Raw genomic sequence first — 16,450 nt, 5'->3', positions numbered from 1 at the left:
ATCTCGGTGGTCGCTTCTGCTTGCTGTCTTGCAGAGAGCGAAATGGAATCCGTGACGCTTTCAATCTTGGAAATGGATTCTGCTACCTGCTTAAACGAGACAACTGTTTCTGCAGTCGCTGACTGGATGGCCTCAATCTGACCGGAGATCTGACCGATTGCATCAGAAGTCTGACCTGCCAGATCCTTTACCTCACCTGCCACAACGGCAAAGCCTTTGCCCGTTTCCCCTGCCCGCGCTGCTTCAATCGTCGCATTGAGCGCCAGCAAATGCGTCTGCTCAGCAATGGAGCTGATGAGTTCCACAACATCGCCGATGGTCTCGGCGGCGGCGCTCAAGCTGCTGATCTTGGTTTCGCCAGCTTCAACTTCCTGAACAGCTGTTCTCGTAACATCAGCAGTAAATTTCACTTGATTGCCGATCTCTGCGGCAGAGGCAGAAAGCTCCTCAACAGCAGCAGATACGGTCTGCACATTTGCGGATGTCTCTTCAGACGCCACGGTCACGGCAGATGCGCGCTGAAGGGTCAGGTCGGCGGATTGTTCCATCTGCTGCGCATTGTCGCTCATGTTCTGGCCCGAGCTGGAAAGCAGGTCTGTCGCATTGCGGGTCAGCTGTTCAAAAGCATCAGTTTGACCAGAGAAATCACAGATCCGGTTTTGTACCTTCGCGATCGCCTCATTCACCTGAGTTGCATAAACCAGAAACGAGCCTTGCAGCCCGCGCGTGACAACGCGGCGATAATACTTGTTCGCTGACAAAGCGTGCGTGGATGCCACCATTTCGCGAATAAAGGAATCTGTCTTGTCAGTGGAGTAATTCACACTTGCAAGCAGGTCCTTCAGTTCACCATGATCCATTCCCACAAGAGTGCGTGCTTCCAGATCACCACTTGCCTGCAAGGTCGCGATTTCTGTCACATGCTTCAGCACGCGCCGTACCTTAAGCACGAAAAATAGTGAGAGCACTGCTGCCACACCAGCCAGACCAGAGAGGATTGAAAGCAGGTTGCTCTCCCCTCCCATTCCCTGAAGCGCAATACCAACGCAGATTGCAGCCGTCAGGCAACTCAGGAAGACACTCTTAGAGAGTGAGGATAAATTCATCATAGGTCACCCGATTATCGGAGAGGTAGTTCGCCAGAAACTCAGAGCTATTGTGTTGCCCGTCTTTCCGGCTCTTTGGAGCCTGCTCCATCTCAATGAGCTGCTGGTAGAACGGAATGATCGCGTCATTGAGGATCTTTCGCTCTGGCACTCTGCGTGTTGAATGATATCCGATGATCTTTCCTGCATTGTCGAAGGTGGGAGTCACATGGGCGAACACCCAATAAAACTCACCGCCCCGGCAAAGGTTCTTCACATATGCGAAGACCTCATGCCCATCCGCAATCCGCTTCCAAAGAAGCTCGAAGACGCACCGAGGCATGTCTGGATGACGAATAATGCTGTGTGGCTGACCTATGAGTTCCTTGTAGGAGTATCCCGCAATCTCGCAAAAGATCTCATTACAGTACGTAATGCGGCCCTTTAGGTCAGTCTTGCTAACAATGATGTCTGCCTCACTGAATGTTTTTTCAGTATCGGACAGATGTGCACCCGGCGACATAGCTGCCTCTATGTTTTTCTATTTCGTTACTTAAGTGAATAAAATTCAAGCAGACAGAATATGTATTTCATAAATTGACGAGCAGTTAATATAAAAAACGATTGTTATTAATTCACCAAGTCATTCCTTAGTATATTCAGTATGCATATGTTATTCTATACATATATATCAGCGTTTTGTATTTATCTTTGCGACACAACAAAGACAAAATACTTACGTGCAATTCTATAAATTCGAACTATTACAACTCTAAAATGCTATTCCTCCGGGAAATATATAAATGAAATCATTTTGTTTAATCAGGACAAAATAAAAGGCAGCTTAGAATATCTAAGCTGCCTTCCAATTTTCAGAATTTTGAGTGTGTTAGCCGACTTTCGCGACCGCAGTCAGGAAGTCATCAACTTCTCTGCCTAGCGCACGCGTACTTTCAGTCACCTCTGTAGAGGCTGTCAGCACACGTGAGGACGCGGTATTGGTTTCACTCACTGCATCAGAGACCAACGTCATATTCTCGTTTACGCTGGATGTTCCAACAGCAGCTTCCTGCACGTTGCGGCTAATCTCAGTTGTCGCAGCCCCCTGCTGCTCAACAGCCGTCGCAATTGCAGAGGTAAATGCGGTAACCTCATCCATTGTATGCGAGATGCCCTCGATGGAGGATACGGCATCTGTTGTAGAGTTCTGAATCGCAGAAATCTGGGAGCTGATTTCCTCTGTAGCTTTGGACGTCTGGTTGGCAAGTTCCTTCACCTCAGCCGCAACGACTGCGAATCCCTTACCAGCTTCCCCAGCACGCGCTGCTTCGATCGTCGCATTCAGAGCCAGCAAGTTGGTCTGCTCGGCAATCGCCTGGATCAGCCCGACAACTTCACCAATCTTGACTGTGGCATCGGCCAGCTCATTGATGCGGTCGTTGGAAACGTGCGCACTCTCAGTTGCTTTGGCAACAACGGAAGTTGTTGCACTCACCTGACGTGCAATTTCCTCTATGGAGCTGCTCAGCTCTTCAGCGGCGGCAGAAACCATCTGCACGTTGTTTGCAGCATCAGTTGAAGAGGCCGCTGCCCGCTCTGTCTGATCAGAGGTACCGCGAGCAAGATCTGCCATCACGCTGGCTGTCTCACCCATCTCACCCATGCTGTCATTCACAGAGGTCAGCAAGTTTGCGGCTGTATTTCTGAAGTCAGTGATCAGCTGCTCAATTTCGCGCTGCTTTTCAGCGTCCTTTTCAGCAACATGTGCCTGCTCTTCGCGCAAACGTGCACGTTCCAAAGCGTTATCACGGAAGACCTGAACCGTGCGGCTCATGTCACCAATTTCGTCTTTACGCTTTGCACCGGCGATCTCGACATCGGTATCGCCATTTGCCAGACGCTCCATGATGCCGGTCAGACGTTTGGTCGGACGAGTAATGGCAAGAGACAGACCCAATGCAATCAACGCACCAAGTACAAGGCCAACAGCAACGGTCGTCGCAATCAGATTGGTTGCAAGATCGCCAGCCGCACTCGCATTTTCAGCTTCGGATGCTGCAATGTCGATGATCTGACCCTGAACCGTTTCAGATTGCTCAGTGAGCTTTGTGACCAAGCTGGCAAGTTCTTTCTTACCGTTTGCCATTGAGCCGAAACCAGAACGGATCGCAGCAATTTCTTTGATGGCATCTTTAGAGGCTTTCACGCCGCCTTCGATGTCTTTCACACCCGTTTTAAACTCGCGGCCTGCTGCTCCGAGCTGATCAATCTCCTTGGAGACTTCCTCAGACTTCACACCAGAACCTGCGCGCAGGAAGGAAAGAGAAGACGAGCTCACAGCCAGTGTCTGGCGTGTGATGTTGGAAACTGAGGCCAGTGCTGCATCAACCTGCTGCTTACGATCAACCGCTTCAGCCTGCTTCCTGTTTGCATCATCAATAGAGCGATAGGTAAAGCCGATGACCAGCTGAGCCGTTTCGCCGAGCACGTCAATGCTTGCAGTGATGTCCTGGCGCAGCGAATACATCTCGGAGAAATCCGTAGAGTCGCGCAGGGCTTTCAGCTTATCAACCAGCGTATCTGAGACACCTGCCAGACTTTGAAGAACCTTTGCATCCAGATGTGACAGCTGGATTTTCTGCAGTTTCTTGATCTCACGGCGTGCTTTCGCAGCGCTGAGCAGCGTTTTGCGCAGTGCGCCTTCTTCAGAGCTTGTTGTCGCCTTCACGAAGAAGTAGCGCATGTTCAGGGCCTGGCTCTGAATAGTCGCGACAAGACGGCCCGCTTTGTCAGCTTCTTTCAACTGCTCTTTGGCTAGCTTGTCTTGCTCAGTTGCCGAGGCCGCAATCTTTGAGATGTCAGCCTGAACCTTTTTGCCAATCATCTGAAGATTGGCAACAGCAGACATCATCTTGGCAACTTGTGATTCCTGAATATCGGTCGACATGCGAACGCGGCTGAACAGACCTTTCAGAGCCCGCACATTTTCGTGGGTCTCTTCAAAGGCAGTGCCATCTTTGCCATCTGCAACAACCTGCTCATGAAGAGCTTCCAAATCTGCACCCAGCAGGTTCAGCTCATCAGCCGCAGCGGTTGCATCATACTTGCTCAAGCTGCGCAGATAAGTTTCGCGCGCTGATGTCGTATCATGCAGGCCCTGCATTAAACGCATGGTTGCATTTGTCATCTCTGTTTGCTTGGTGAGCTGAGAGATAGAAAAGATTCCGATCCCACCAGCTGCAGCGGAAAGCAAGAGTACAATAATGAAGCCACCACCGATTTTCATCGACAGCTGCAAATTCGTAAATAGCTGGAGGACCCGCCTCATGACCCGATTTCTCCCGAATAGAAGTCATTGCCCATGACTTGGCGGCATCCTAAGCTTGTAAATCTCAACCAGTGGTTAACCCGTGGGTATTTAAGGCATTAATTGAGTAATTTCTGAAAGTTTTATCGTTTTATGCGCTCATCATCTATTTATTATAAGTGCAGTTAATCATTACATTTTTAACAATTAAGAATCAGCAACCTGTAGTAGAAGCGCCTCAAGTGCAGTACGCAGATTGCCGGAGAGCGCTTGCGGCCTGCGTGTCGCACGATCTACGTACACATGCGTAAAAAATCCTTGTGCCGCAGCAGTCTCAGCATCTTGCGCAAACAAGGCCAGTTCGTATCGCACGGAGCTGTTGCCCAGGTGCCCGACACGCAGCCCAATATCGATCTTGTCCGGGTAGGCGATCTCAGAGAAGTACTGGCAGCCAGATTCCACGACCAGCCCGATCTCATCCCCCTCATGAATGTTGAGAGCATCGTTCTCAATGAGATAGGCGTTCACAGCACTATCAAAGTAACTGTAGTAGACCGCATTATTGATGTGCCCATATACATCGTTGTCTTCCCAACGGGTCTGAACATCACTGAAGAACGCGTAATGTGCACGAGTATGCGCAGCCGGCTTTTTGGGTTTGCTCATCGTCTATGGTCTCCGCTTCAGTCTGTTCTCAAAGAGCCTGCTGGTAGATCTTTAAGGCGCTGTCCTCATCCACCTCACGTGGATTATTCACTAGCAACCGCGTTTGCTTCATCGCTTCACTGGCCAGCTTCACGACGTCCTGTTCGCCAATACCCACTTCGCGAAGCGTTGTTTCAACGCCCAGAACTTTGGAAAGCTCCGCCAACCGGTCCGCAAACACGCCGCCTCGATTACCCACCGGAATCTCTGCGAGCTCCGGGAATACCAACGGAGCTAACTCAGCATAAGCCTGCGCACAGGTTGGCAAGTTGAACCGCATCACATGCGGCAGAACCAGCGCATTGGAAACTCCGTGAGGCACATGGAAGATGCCGCCAATCGGATAAGCCAGCGCGTGCACAGCTGCTACCGGAGAATTGGCAAACGCCTGCCCTGCCAACATGGAACCAAGCAGCATATTGGAACGCGCCTCTTTATCCTGCGGCGTGTTCACGGCCTTTTCGATATTCGCACCCAGCAAACGCAAGGCTTCTTGTGCCAGCACTTTTGACACCGGGTTGTTGTTTGCAGATGTCGACGTGTAGGCCTCAATTGCATGCACCATCGCATCAATGCCAGTTGCAGCCGTGACATGAGGCGGTAGCCCAATTGTGAGATCTGCATCCAGCAGTGCCACATCAGGCAATAAGGACGGAGACACAACGCCCTTCTTTTCAGCTTCGCCCGTCGTGATGATGGAGATCGGCGTCACTTCAGACCCTGTGCCAGCGGTTGTCGGGATAAGGATCAGCGGCAACCTTTTCCCCTTCGCCATTCCAACACCGTAGATGTCAGTAAGCTGTTCGCCTCCCCCCACTAGCAACGCAACAAGCTTGGCAACATCCAGTGAGGACCCACCGCCCAGGCCGATGACACCATCCACATCAGCCGATGTAGCTAAATCTGCAGCTTGCAAAACGATGGCTTCTGGCGGGTCGGCAACAACATCATCAAACAGCATGACGTCTATTCCGGCAGTTTCCAGCTGAGCGATCACAGGCTCAACAAGACCTGTCTTCATCAATCCTTTATCACTCACCAGAAAAACACGCTTGCCGATGGTCTTCAGCGTGAGCTCATCCAACTTCTGAACCGCACCAGGCGCACATACAACGCTGGCCGCCGTGTTAAATACAAAGCCTGTCATTTCATTCCCCCCTCATTGCTCAGCGCAGGTGGCAGATTTGAGCAATGCAGCGAGAATGCCTCAGCCAACAAGCAAGGTCGAGCGCAATTAAAGTCGTAACGGCTTGATGGAACGCTTAGACAACTTCCTCTGAAATCACCGGTTCCGCATCAGGCACTTTGCCAAGGTTAAGCACGGCAAATAGTCCAATCACCGCTCCACCACACATAATAGCACCACCCGCAAAGAAGGGCATGGAGACAAACCATTGTTCGGCCAGAAAGGCCCCAATCGGGATCGCAATCAGCATGAGACTCGATTGCAGCATCTCCCCAACCGAAGTGATACGCCCCAACAAATACTCAGGCGTTTGCTTAACAACGATTGCCCCAAACGGAACTGTGATAAAGCTGGTGAAGGCACCGGCAACGAACCAGAGAGCCATCTGTTCCTGCATCCCAAACGGCACTGAACTAAACGGAACCCAGCCCACGACTATAGTAAGAGCGCCCCCGAAGAAAGAACCAATCACCATCAGCAGGTGCAAGTTGACACGATCGCCAATCTTGGCCGTCAGATAAGTTCCAACAAGCCCGCCAACGCCAATAGAACCCAGAATTGGTCCCGCGGCGGCTTCTGGTTGCCCGGTTTCTTTAATGAGCAACAGCAGCACCGCCTCGTAAAGAAAAACGCTGAATATAAAGAGGCAAATGAGCGCCATGCCTAAAAGGAGACGCGGTGTTTTCCAAAGATAAGCCAAACCAACCTTGGCATCATTCACCACACTGCTTTTCTCGGAGCTTTCCTCTGAGGCATCTTTAGCGCCCTTTTTCAGCCCCTCTAACAAGCTCAGGCAAATCAGAGAAGCTACGGCAAAGCTCGCGCCCCCCAACAAGAAGACAGAGTGTGGGCTCCAGATGGCAAGCAACGCACCACCCAAAACTGGCGCAAAGATCTTGGTAGATTGAATGACGAAATGATCCACGCTGACCGCTTGTGTCAGCATGTTTGACGGCACGATTTTCTTCAACGCTAGTTGCTGCGCAGGCATAAAGGCGGCTGACACAGTGGCTTTGAGAAACACAAAAGCGATAAGGAGCGAAAGACTGGTAGCAAAGAAGAACATGCCAACCATCAACCCGGCTCGGATAAGCAAACCGGCGATCAGCACAGGGCCAGCACCAATCCGGTCAACCAGAACACCGGCTGGCAGGCCGAAGATCACACGAGGCAAGGTCGCAGCCATGATGACACTGGCAACCTCGGTCGCGCCCATTTCCCAGCTATAGCTGACAAGCACCATGATAGCTATGAAATCGATCCAGTCCGCGAATGCTGCCGGAACAAGAACACCAAAAAATCGACGAAACGCGCTCAGCTTAAACAATGCCAACACGGAAGTATTTACTGCCTCACTCTGCGCCACGAAGCCCGCCCCAATTTCAATTGATTGATAACACCAGAAAAATCAGCGCACAAAATATCGCGCTCACCAAATTTGCAATCCCATCAGCTTAACCGAAGCCGACCCAGATACAAGGCGTGTATAGGTGAAGAAAATTGGCTGAAATGCAGAAAGCAAACGAACTGCAGGCGAGAAATGAGGCGGGCTTTTCTCAATCAGTGGCCAGTTTAGCAACACAAGCCACTCAGCATGGCCTATATTTTACGTCTGCCATTTGTTTGTTTTCCGCTCAGATTATCGAAGTGGCGATCTAAACGTCTTTCTATTCTTCTTTTCTTAAAATATTCGATCTGGTTAATCGGCAAGAGTTGATGGTCTAAGTAGGTTTTTACGTCAAAACACTTGATGTATTTCTTGCCATCCTGATCGACAACAATACCCATATTCTCAGGCCTATCAGCAAAACAGGATACGTGGTGTGAACGTAAGATCTTAAAGTAGTCAATCAACGCGCGAATAAGCTCGCTGTCCTGGATACGATCATGATGTTTCAAATAATCACGAACGCTGCGAATCTCATGGTCAACAAAGTTATCAATCTTCTCGATCATCAAGGCTGGGCCTTGGTTCGTATCGACCATTCCAAATACATGCGTAAAGGAGGGGTGCCCAGCAAGCCCAACGTCTTGAATGTGCTGCCACCCCAGCAACTCATCCTGATTGCCGCTTAAACGTTGCTTCTTGTAACCTAGTTTCGCACGCACTGACCGAAACAGATCTTTCAAAAATCCGCGACTTTTGACTTTGCGCTCACCAGCCTCGTACCGGTCAAACTTCAGGAGCTTCGTTGGATCAGACGCACATTCATAGGTGTCACGGAATCCGCCCCCACGAATGAATTCTCCCACCTGAAACACCTGATCTTCCTGAAACACAGTCAACTTTAAGCCAGTCTTTTTTGTAAATTTGAGCCACTTACATAACAAATTATAATAGTTTGAAAAGCATCTTTCTTGACACACATGCTTAAAGCATTGCTTCTAAAGGTCTTAATTTCATCTGCATGCGCCTTAACCGGACTTTTTAGGGTTTGAGGGATAATCGGCGCAAAGACAAAACGGACACGAACTCCGGGAACCAGCAGGATGCAGATCTGCAGTGCGCGTGAAATTGCGGCCTTCGTCGAAGATGGCGATACCATCGTCATTGGCGGCTGTGGGCGAGGCCTTGCAACGCCGGAAGCTTTGCTGGATGCCATTGAGCAGCGGTTTCTTTCGACAGGGCATCCCAAAAACCTTTTCATCATCAACTCGCTCTCTATCGGAGATGGCGACAAGCGGGGGCTGAGCCGGTTTGCTCATAAGGGAATGCTGCACGGCATTATTACGTCTCACTTCGTTCTCACTCCTTCCCTTCAAAAACTGATCTCTCAAGACAAGCTGGAGGCCTATTGCCTTCCAGCCGGGGTTATTCAGCAGTTGATCCGCGAGATTGGTGCGGGTCGTCCCGGTCTCTTCACCCGCACCGGACTGGGGACGTTTGTTGATCCCAGGCATGGTGGAGGCAAATGCAGCAAGTCTTGCAAGCATGAGCTTGTGGAACTGCTTCACCTGCACGGTCAGGAATACCTCCGGTACCGCCCGTTCAAAATCGACCTTGCTTTGATTTGCGGGTCTGCGGCGGACACGAAAGGCAATCTCAGTCTTGATGAAGAAGCCGTCACACTTGATTGTCTCAGTTTGGCGACGGCTGCGCATAACAGTGGTGGCCATTGTTTTGCGCAGGTTAGAAACGTCGTGCAGACCGGAAGCCTACCTGCCCGCTCTGTTGCGGTTCCGGGCGTGTTCCTGGATGCGATTGTCGAAGCTCCGGGCCAGACCATTGCCTATGACACGCCTTACAGCCCTGCACTCAGTGGGGATATCAAACCCTCTCATACAAGAGTTCAAAACGAACCCAGCGAGATTGCCCGCAAGGTAATTGCTCGCCGGGCTGCAGAGGAGTTGATTGAAAACGCAGCCGTAAATATCGGCTTTGGCGTTCCTGCTGGCATTCGCTTTGCAGAGCAGCGCAAGCAGTTGGCGGAAAGGATCTGGCTCTCTTGCGAACACGGGCACCACAACGGCCAGTTCCTGGGAGATTCTCTTTATGGCGCTGCTTTGGGATCCGAAGCGCTGCTCTCTTCACTAGATCAGTTTGACTTTTATAGCGGCGGCGGCCTGGATATTGCCTTTCTTGGCATGAGCGAAGTGGACCGGCATGGGAATGTGAACCTGTCCAAAGTGAATGGTAAAATCGTTGGGGCGGGCAGCTTCATCGATATCTCACAGAATGCCAGAAAGCTCGTGTTTTGCGGTTCACTGACGGGCGTGGACTCACAGGTTGAGTACCGCAAAGACAAACTCAAAGTGACGCGCAATGGCACCCACACAAAGTTTGTGGAGCAAACCGACCACATCACCTTCAATGCCTTGAATGCCAAAACCAACGGGCAGGAAGTGCTTTATGTGACCGAGCGTGCCGTTTTTCAGCTGGGGCCTAACGGGCTGGTGCTGACTGAGGTTGCACCCGGCATCAAACCCAAGCGGGATGTGCTGGCGCATATGGGGTTTGCCTGCAAAGTGGATATACAGCGTAAAATGCCAGAGCACATCTTCAACGCATTGTGATTGCCGCAAACACAAAGAGCACCGCACGGCTTTGCCGGCAATGGTGGAGCTTAAATTCCCGAGAGACGGGAGGAGCAAGGCGAGCAGGCAATACCTGCGCTATTTGGTGTAGTTAGTTTCTTCGGCATTGGCTGTCGCCTTGCCCGGGCATTTTGGTATGGACAACATCGCCTCTTATCCTGAAAGACACGATAGCCAGTTTCCTGGAAGGACAATGGCTTATTCCAGCAAGTTTCCTTACTAAAACAGTTCCTTCATCCCTGACACGCAACCACTCTGACTGGTTCGTGCCACCGCGTGATGCCCTTCAGACTTGGGTCCTTCCTCTCAAACCATGCGGTCACGTTTGAAAATCGGTTCCACCGGACCACTGAAAGATACGTTACTTCTTCCAGTAGCCCCACCCAGCCTACGACAAACTGACGGACGGTCCGCCAGCAGCCCGTTACGTAGGCATAAATTCAGAGTACGAGAGATTTTGGAAAGGGGAATAAGTTTTGGCTGATAACTGACCGATTTTACGCAAAGAGCACGACTGCTTGCCTGCAAATCACGTGGTGGTGGTCATCCACTAAGCCGTGCTCACTTTAACATTTGCCATGGTTCGCAAACGGCGAGGACAAGCGCCTCTCAGCTTCACTCCTAAGAGCGCACCCTGCACATGAGCAAGGCGCGCACTCGCGAAGTCATAGGAGTGGAACTGTGCCCCTTGGTTGAATAAAACGAAGCAAAACAGCTCCAAACACCTGTCTGTCTTAATCGTAAGCCGCTGTTACGATGACTTCCACCAACAGTTCCTGAGAAGCAAGGCGGGCTTCACCGCATGCGCGTGCAGGAGCATGCCCTGCTGGCACCCAGGCATCCCAGACTTCGTTCATCTCAGCAAAATCGCGCATGTCAGAGAGCCAGACGATGGCTTGCAGAATCTGCTCGCGGCTGGACCCTGCTTCAACAAGCAGTTCATCAACACGGCGCAGGCATTCTGCGGTCTGTTCTTTGATGCTTTCACCGCGCACGCCAACCTGGCCACACAGATAAACGGTGCCGTTGTGCTTGACGATCTTGCTCATACGCTGCTTGGTGTGCATGCGTTCAATCATGGTGCTATCCCTTTGGTTTAGGGGCAGAAGGATGCAGAGATCAACATCCGCTCCAACGCCCAATCTCAGCAAGATACCATGACTGAAACTGCTCTTAATTTCACTGTGACATTTGCGGGTGTCCAAGTGTTTTCGAGAAAGCTGCGTTAAACCAGCTCTTTCTGCACCCCGTTTTCCAAAAACCACTGATAGGTTTGGCGAATTCCTTTATCCAGCGAGATGGATGGCTCCCACCCCAACCGCTTCAGACGTGCTGAGCTCATTAGCTTTCTCGCAGTTCCATCTGGTTTGGAGGTGTCCTGTGTAATGGCACCTTGATAACCCAAAACCTTGGAGAGCCGTTGCGCAAGTTCCAGAATTGAAATGTCCGCACCAAAGCCAACATTGATGTGCTCTTCTGCAGAGTAAGTCTTCAGCAGATGCACCAGGGCATCCGCGCAATCATCACAATGCAGAAACTCTCTGCGCGGAGCACCCGTTCCCCAAATCTCAAAGGATTCAGCTCCGCTTATCTTCGCTTCGTGCACTTTGCGCATAAGGGCAGGCAACACGTGGCTGCTTGTCAGATCGAAGTTATCGCCGGGTCCATACAAGTTGGTGGGCATGGCAGAAATGAAATCACAGCCGTACTGCCGCCTGAAGGCCTGACATAATTTGATGCCTGCGATCTTGGCGATGGCATACCATTCATTGGTCGGTTCCAGAGGGCCAGAGAGCAAAGCCCCCTCCTCTATCGGTTGCGGAGCGTGCTTGGGATAAATACACGATGACCCCAGAAACAGCAGTTTTTGGACGCCAGCTGCGAAGGCTCCACGAATGAGGTTGGTCTCGATGGCCAAGTTTTCATAAAGAAACTCGGCAGGATACTCATTGTTTGCCCAAATGCCCCCCACCTTGGCAGCAGCAACAATCACGACCTCAGGCTTCGCTTCCTGCAAAAATGCTAGGGTTTCAGCTTGCATGGTGAGGTCTACTTGCCTCCGGTCCGCAGTCAAAAGAGTGCACTTCTCACGCGCCAACCGTCTTATAAGGGCACGGCCAACCATGCCCTTGTGCCCGGCCACGAAAACCGTTTTTCCAGTCAGGTCAAAGTCAACAGGTTGGAGATCAGGCATCTTCGAGCACCCTACCGTCTTTCACCTCCAGCAAGTCTGCCTGCACCATCTCCTCAATCAGTGATTCGAGGGATGTTTTCGCCTGCCAACCGAGTTTATCCCGTGCTTTGCTGGCATCACCAAGGAGCTCGTTCACCTCTGCTGGGCGGAAGTAGCGTGGATCGATCTCAACAAGAGTGCGGCCACTTGAAGAACAAATCCCTTTCTCATCAACGCCGCTGCCCTGCCATTCCAGTATGGTGCCGCATTTTGAAAACGCCAGTTCAGCAAACCTGCGCACTGATGTCATGGTGCCGGTTGCCAGCACATAATCATCTGGCACATCCTGCTGCAGCATAGCCCACATGCCTTCAACAAAGTCGCGCGCATGCCCCCAATCCCGGGTCGCATCGATGTTGCCCAGATACAGCTTTTCCTGCTGCCCCAGACTGATCGCGGCTGCGGCGCGAGTGATCTTACGCGTAACAAAGGTTTCACCGCGCAGCGGGCTCTCATGATTAAACAAGATGCCATTGCTTGCATGGATTCCGTAGGCTTCCCGGTAGTTGACCGCAATCCAGTAGGCATAAAGCTTGGCCGCGGCATAAGGGGAGCGCGGGTAGAACGGCGTCGTCTCGCTTTGTGGTACTTCCTGCACTAAACCGTAGAGTTCCGAAGTTGAAGCCTGATAAAACCGCGTTTTTTGCTCCAGACCAAGGATGCGGATAGCCTCCAGCAATCGCAAAGCCCCTAAAGCATCGCTGTTGGCGGTGTACTCGGGCGTTTCAAAACTCACCTTCACATGAGATTGCGCCCCAAGATTATAAACCTCATCGGGCTGCACCTCTTGCATGATACGGATGAGGTTGGTCGCATCTGTCAAATCGCCATAATGCAGGATGAAACGTGCATCATCTTCATGAGGATCCTGATAGATCCCCTCTATCCGACCTGTATTGAAGCTGGAAGAGCGGCGTTTGACGCCGTGCACCACATATCCCTTATCCAGCAAAAAGCGGCTGAGATACGCTCCGTCCTGTCCGGTAACACCTGTTATCAAAGCGGTTTTCTGCAAGGCCATGGCACGCTCAAAAATTTGAGGGAAACAGAGCATGAACCTAGAAGCAGATTGGTTGTTGTCGCAATTCTGAAAACACACCCCTGTATTCTTTGGGTGTTTCCGCAGCCATATGTTTTTAAAAGGGTTTTGATGTTCACCCACAAAGATATCCAAGTCCCGTCAAAATTCACTGGCAATACCGCGAAGCAGCGTGTATCAAGCTCGCCCTCCCAAACGCCTTAGGAGGTATCCCGAACCTGAAAACCCATTGGTGCCGCCAATTGCCTGGCAGCCGTCCAGCTTTGCCTGACTTGAGGCATGATAAGAGGTCTTAAAATGAACACCGCATTCGCAGGCATTGATTTTGGAACCTCCAACTCAACCGTGGGCATCTTTTCCGGCGCAAGCCCTGAACTTGTGATGCTTGAAGACGAGCACAGCGAAATGCCGTCAGCTATCTTCTTTAATTTTGAAGACGAGCAGATCGTTTATGGACGCAAGGCGAAGGAAGAGTACATCAGGGGTGATGAGGGCCGCCTTATGCAAGCGCTTAAAAGCGTTTTGGGCACGTCCCTCATTCAGGAAAAAACGGCTGTCATGGGCGGCCGTATGGCTTTCAGAGATATTATCGCGCTTTACCTGCGCCAGCTGAAACGCAAGCTGGACGCGCATATGCAGGACAATGTCTCCAGCGTGGTTTTGGGTCGCCCAGTGCATTTCATTGATGGCGATGAAACAGCTGACCGTGCCGCGGAAAAAACGCTGGAAGGGATCGCTCGTCAGGAAGGGTTCGAGCACATCGCCTTTCAGTACGAGCCGATTGCCGCAGCGCTGGCTTATGAACAAACCGTTACGCGCGAAGAGCTTATTCTGGTGCTGGATATCGGCGGCGGTACAGCTGACTTTTCCGTCATTCGCGTTTCTCCAGAGCGCAAAAACGCAGCAGATCGCACCAGTGATATTCTCGCCAATACGGGTATTCATATCGGCGGAACCGACTTTGACCGGTTGCTCTCACTTGCGCAGGTTATGCCGCATCTGGGCTATAAAACGCTGACCAAAGATGGCAAACGCGCCCTGCCCTCAAAATACTATTTTGATCTGGCAACCTGGCAGTTCATCAACCAGCTTTATTCTCCGAATATCCTGCGGGAACTGGGCGAAGTGCGCCGCGAAGCTGCGCAGCCTCATCTGGTGGAACGTCTACGCGAAGTGATCCGCGCAAAAGACGGCCACATGCTGGCCACCCGCGTGGAGCAGACCAAGATCGACCTGTCCTCAGCAGAGATCGCAAGTCTCAAAATTGAGCTGGAAGAAGAAGACGTTCTGGTTGATGCAACCAACGCAGATTTCCATGCCGCTATCGGCCCTTCCGTTGGCAAAATCGAAGCCACCATTCAGGAAGCGCTGAACAAGGCTGGCGTAACCGCAGATCAGATCAACAGCATGTTCCTCACTGGCGGTACAACCCGCATCCCCATGCTGCGCGAACACTTCAAGTCTTTGATGCCAAACGCGTCTGTGGTTGAAGGCAACGTCTTTGGCGCTGTTGGCCTTGGCCTTGCAGCAGATGCCCGCCGCAAGTTTGCATAGGGTTGTCGAGCCAGAACCATGCTGAGTGGGCCTGCACTTTGCTCAGGATGTTTGAGCTGCAGGCCAACGTGCGTACCCCTTCCCAAAATGCATCAAGAGGCCACCGGGCCTCTTTTTTCTTGCCTCGTCTCAGCATGAACGAATACCCCCTCCCCCACTGCGGCGTAAGAACAAAATCCTTTGCCTTGCAAAAGACGCTCCCCCTCAAAAACAACACCCCCATATTTAAATCTACATCATCTCTCTACCCTGATTTTGGAATTGTCACTTTCAACCAATTCAGGTTCCCTAGATGCAAATGTTAATGAATTCTTAAGAGGAGAGGTGCTGCCGGAGGGTGGATTAGGCGCCTTGAGGGGGCGTCATGAAACAGTGGCAAAATTGGTGTTTCAAACAAGGTTGGTTTTACCAATTTGCCAGCATGATGGTTGCGTCCTTCATGGTCACATCCAGCGGTGCAACCACGTTTCGCGACGCAGTGGAAGATAGCTTCCTCTTCACCTCAGCTGAAACTGGCGGGAGTTGGATCAAGGCATCAGAGCAAGAGAAGAACGACCTTTGCCTGAGCGTTCTTGAGGCCTATCTGGCACTTCACCTGAACACCCGAACTCTTGAGATTTACAGAAAATCTGAGAGTGAGTTGAAGGCATTTACCAGCACGCTAACAGATACTGAAGGCGTCCATTCTCCTGAGGCCCTTGAGCTTGTTGGGAAAGCATCCGAGCACACCCTTAACACACTGAATAAATTGAGTATTTCAGCGAAAAGCCAACTCATTACTGCGCATGCAAAGTACGTTGAGCTGACTGGAGAAGGAGCATCAAATCTGCAGTCTTCCCTCGGTCCGTCTCTCTTCAGCGGGTCTACGCTCACAAGAGACAATCGCAGAACTGAGAAGCGCTTTCAGCGCGCCGTTGACCAGCACAAACAGCTGCAATTTCACGCGGCTCGGCGGGCACGTGCCTATCATCAGGCCCGCGCGGCCAATCTGGTTGATCCGGCATTGTTTGCGGAGTTTCTGAGTGCCCTCAATGATCTGCAAAAAGCACACCTGAAACTGGCAGTGTCTGAAGCTAACCTCGTACGCCTGCATTTTCAGGCGAGAACCAGACAGTCAGACATACTGTTGCATCTGGGGCTTTCCCCCCGGCTGCTTGAAAAGAAGAAGCTCGCCCACAGGAAGCATCTGGCACGCCAGCACGTCAAATAAGCACAGAGTAAACCGAAAGAAAGAGGAGACGCAGCCATGACGAACCTGACCGCAACGCCCGCGACTGCGCCTTCTCAGTCCGCACCACCGCCAATC

The 16,450-nt window shown here is 51.5% G+C and carries 13 protein-coding genes; 3 read left to right on the top strand and 10 right to left on the bottom strand.

Features of this window, described 5'->3' with window-relative positions; translation table 11 throughout:
• The 7 genes from PPL9_RS12215 to PPL9_RS12185 all read right to left on the bottom strand — a co-directional run.
• Positions 1-1,106: methyl-accepting chemotaxis protein (locus tag PPL9_RS12215; RefSeq protein WP_057462953.1), on the bottom strand; the 1,106-nt coding region annotated here is incomplete at its 3' end.
• Entirely contained in the window at positions 1,084-1,608 is a 525-nt protein-coding gene (locus PPL9_RS12210) for a PAS domain-containing protein (protein WP_057462945.1), read from the bottom strand. The genes PPL9_RS12210 and PPL9_RS12215, both read right to left, overlap by 23 nt.
• Positions 1,609-1,974: 366 nt before the next feature.
• Positions 1,975-4,371 carry a HAMP domain-containing methyl-accepting chemotaxis protein gene (locus PPL9_RS12205; RefSeq protein WP_208989335.1) on the bottom strand — a complete coding sequence of 799 codons (2,397 nt, stop codon included), beginning with the start codon at positions 4,369-4,371 and terminating at the stop codon, positions 1,975-1,977.
• 228 nt (positions 4,372-4,599) lie between these two features.
• The gene (locus PPL9_RS12200) at positions 4,600-5,058 is read right to left on the bottom strand and encodes a thioesterase family protein (protein WP_057462944.1); all 459 of its coding nucleotides are present in this window, start codon (positions 5,056-5,058) and stop codon (positions 4,600-4,602) included.
• Positions 5,059-5,086: 28 nt separating this feature from the next.
• Entirely contained in the window at positions 5,087-6,244 is a 1,158-nt protein-coding gene (locus PPL9_RS12195; protein ID WP_057462943.1) for an iron-containing alcohol dehydrogenase, read from the bottom strand.
• 115 nt (positions 6,245-6,359) lie between these two features.
• Entirely contained in the window at positions 6,360-7,649 is a 1,290-nt protein-coding gene (locus PPL9_RS12190) for an MFS transporter (protein ID WP_057462942.1), read from the bottom strand.
• A 233-nt stretch (positions 7,650-7,882) separates the two neighbouring features.
• Entirely contained in the window at positions 7,883-8,563 is a 681-nt protein-coding gene (locus PPL9_RS12185) for a YrbL family protein (protein WP_057462951.1), read from the bottom strand.
• Positions 8,564-8,773: 210 nt separating this feature from the next.
• Here PPL9_RS12185 and PPL9_RS12180 point away from each other — a divergent pair, with 210 nt between their 5' ends.
• On the top strand, positions 8,774-10,297 hold the full coding sequence (locus PPL9_RS12180; protein WP_057462941.1) for a CoA-transferase: 1,524 nt from the start codon (positions 8,774-8,776) through the stop codon (positions 10,295-10,297).
• Between the two features lie 755 nt (positions 10,298-11,052).
• Here the strand turns inward: PPL9_RS12180 and PPL9_RS12175 are convergent.
• The 3 genes from PPL9_RS12175 to gmd all read right to left on the bottom strand — a co-directional run bounded on the left by PPL9_RS12175 (position 11,053) and on the right by gmd (position 13,566).
• Positions 11,053-11,397 carry a RidA family protein gene (locus tag PPL9_RS12175; protein WP_057462950.1) on the bottom strand — a complete coding sequence of 115 codons (345 nt, stop codon included), beginning with the start codon at positions 11,395-11,397 and terminating at the stop codon, positions 11,053-11,055.
• Between the two features lie 146 nt (positions 11,398-11,543).
• On the bottom strand, positions 11,544-12,512 hold the full coding sequence (locus PPL9_RS12170) for a GDP-L-fucose synthase (RefSeq protein WP_057462940.1): 969 nt from the start codon (positions 12,510-12,512) through the stop codon (positions 11,544-11,546).
• Positions 12,505-13,566, bottom strand: coding sequence for a GDP-mannose 4,6-dehydratase (gene gmd, locus PPL9_RS12165; RefSeq protein ID WP_057462949.1), 1,062 nt, complete (start codon positions 13,564-13,566; stop codon positions 12,505-12,507). Before gmd ends, PPL9_RS12170 begins: the two co-directional genes overlap by 8 nt.
• 321 nt (positions 13,567-13,887) lie before the next feature.
• On the opposite strand from gmd, the gene PPL9_RS12160 reads away from it, so the two are divergent.
• Both PPL9_RS12160 and PPL9_RS12155 read left to right on the top strand, forming a co-directional pair.
• A complete protein-coding gene (locus PPL9_RS12160) occupies positions 13,888-15,144 on the top strand; it encodes an Hsp70 family protein (RefSeq protein ID WP_057462939.1) in 1,257 nt (418 codons plus the stop codon).
• Positions 15,145-15,508: 364 nt separating this feature from the next.
• Complete coding sequence (locus PPL9_RS12155; protein ID WP_057462938.1) at positions 15,509-16,354, top strand: hypothetical protein; 846 nt, start codon at positions 15,509-15,511, stop codon at positions 16,352-16,354.
• Positions 16,355-16,450 lie beyond the last annotated feature (96 nt).

The organism is Pseudovibrio sp. POLY-S9 (genome assembly GCF_001431305.1).
GTDB lineage: Bacteria > Pseudomonadota > Alphaproteobacteria > Rhizobiales > Stappiaceae > Pseudovibrio.
The sequence above is the reverse complement of the archived record's forward strand: the minus strand, read 5'-3'. Positions and strand labels throughout refer to the sequence as shown.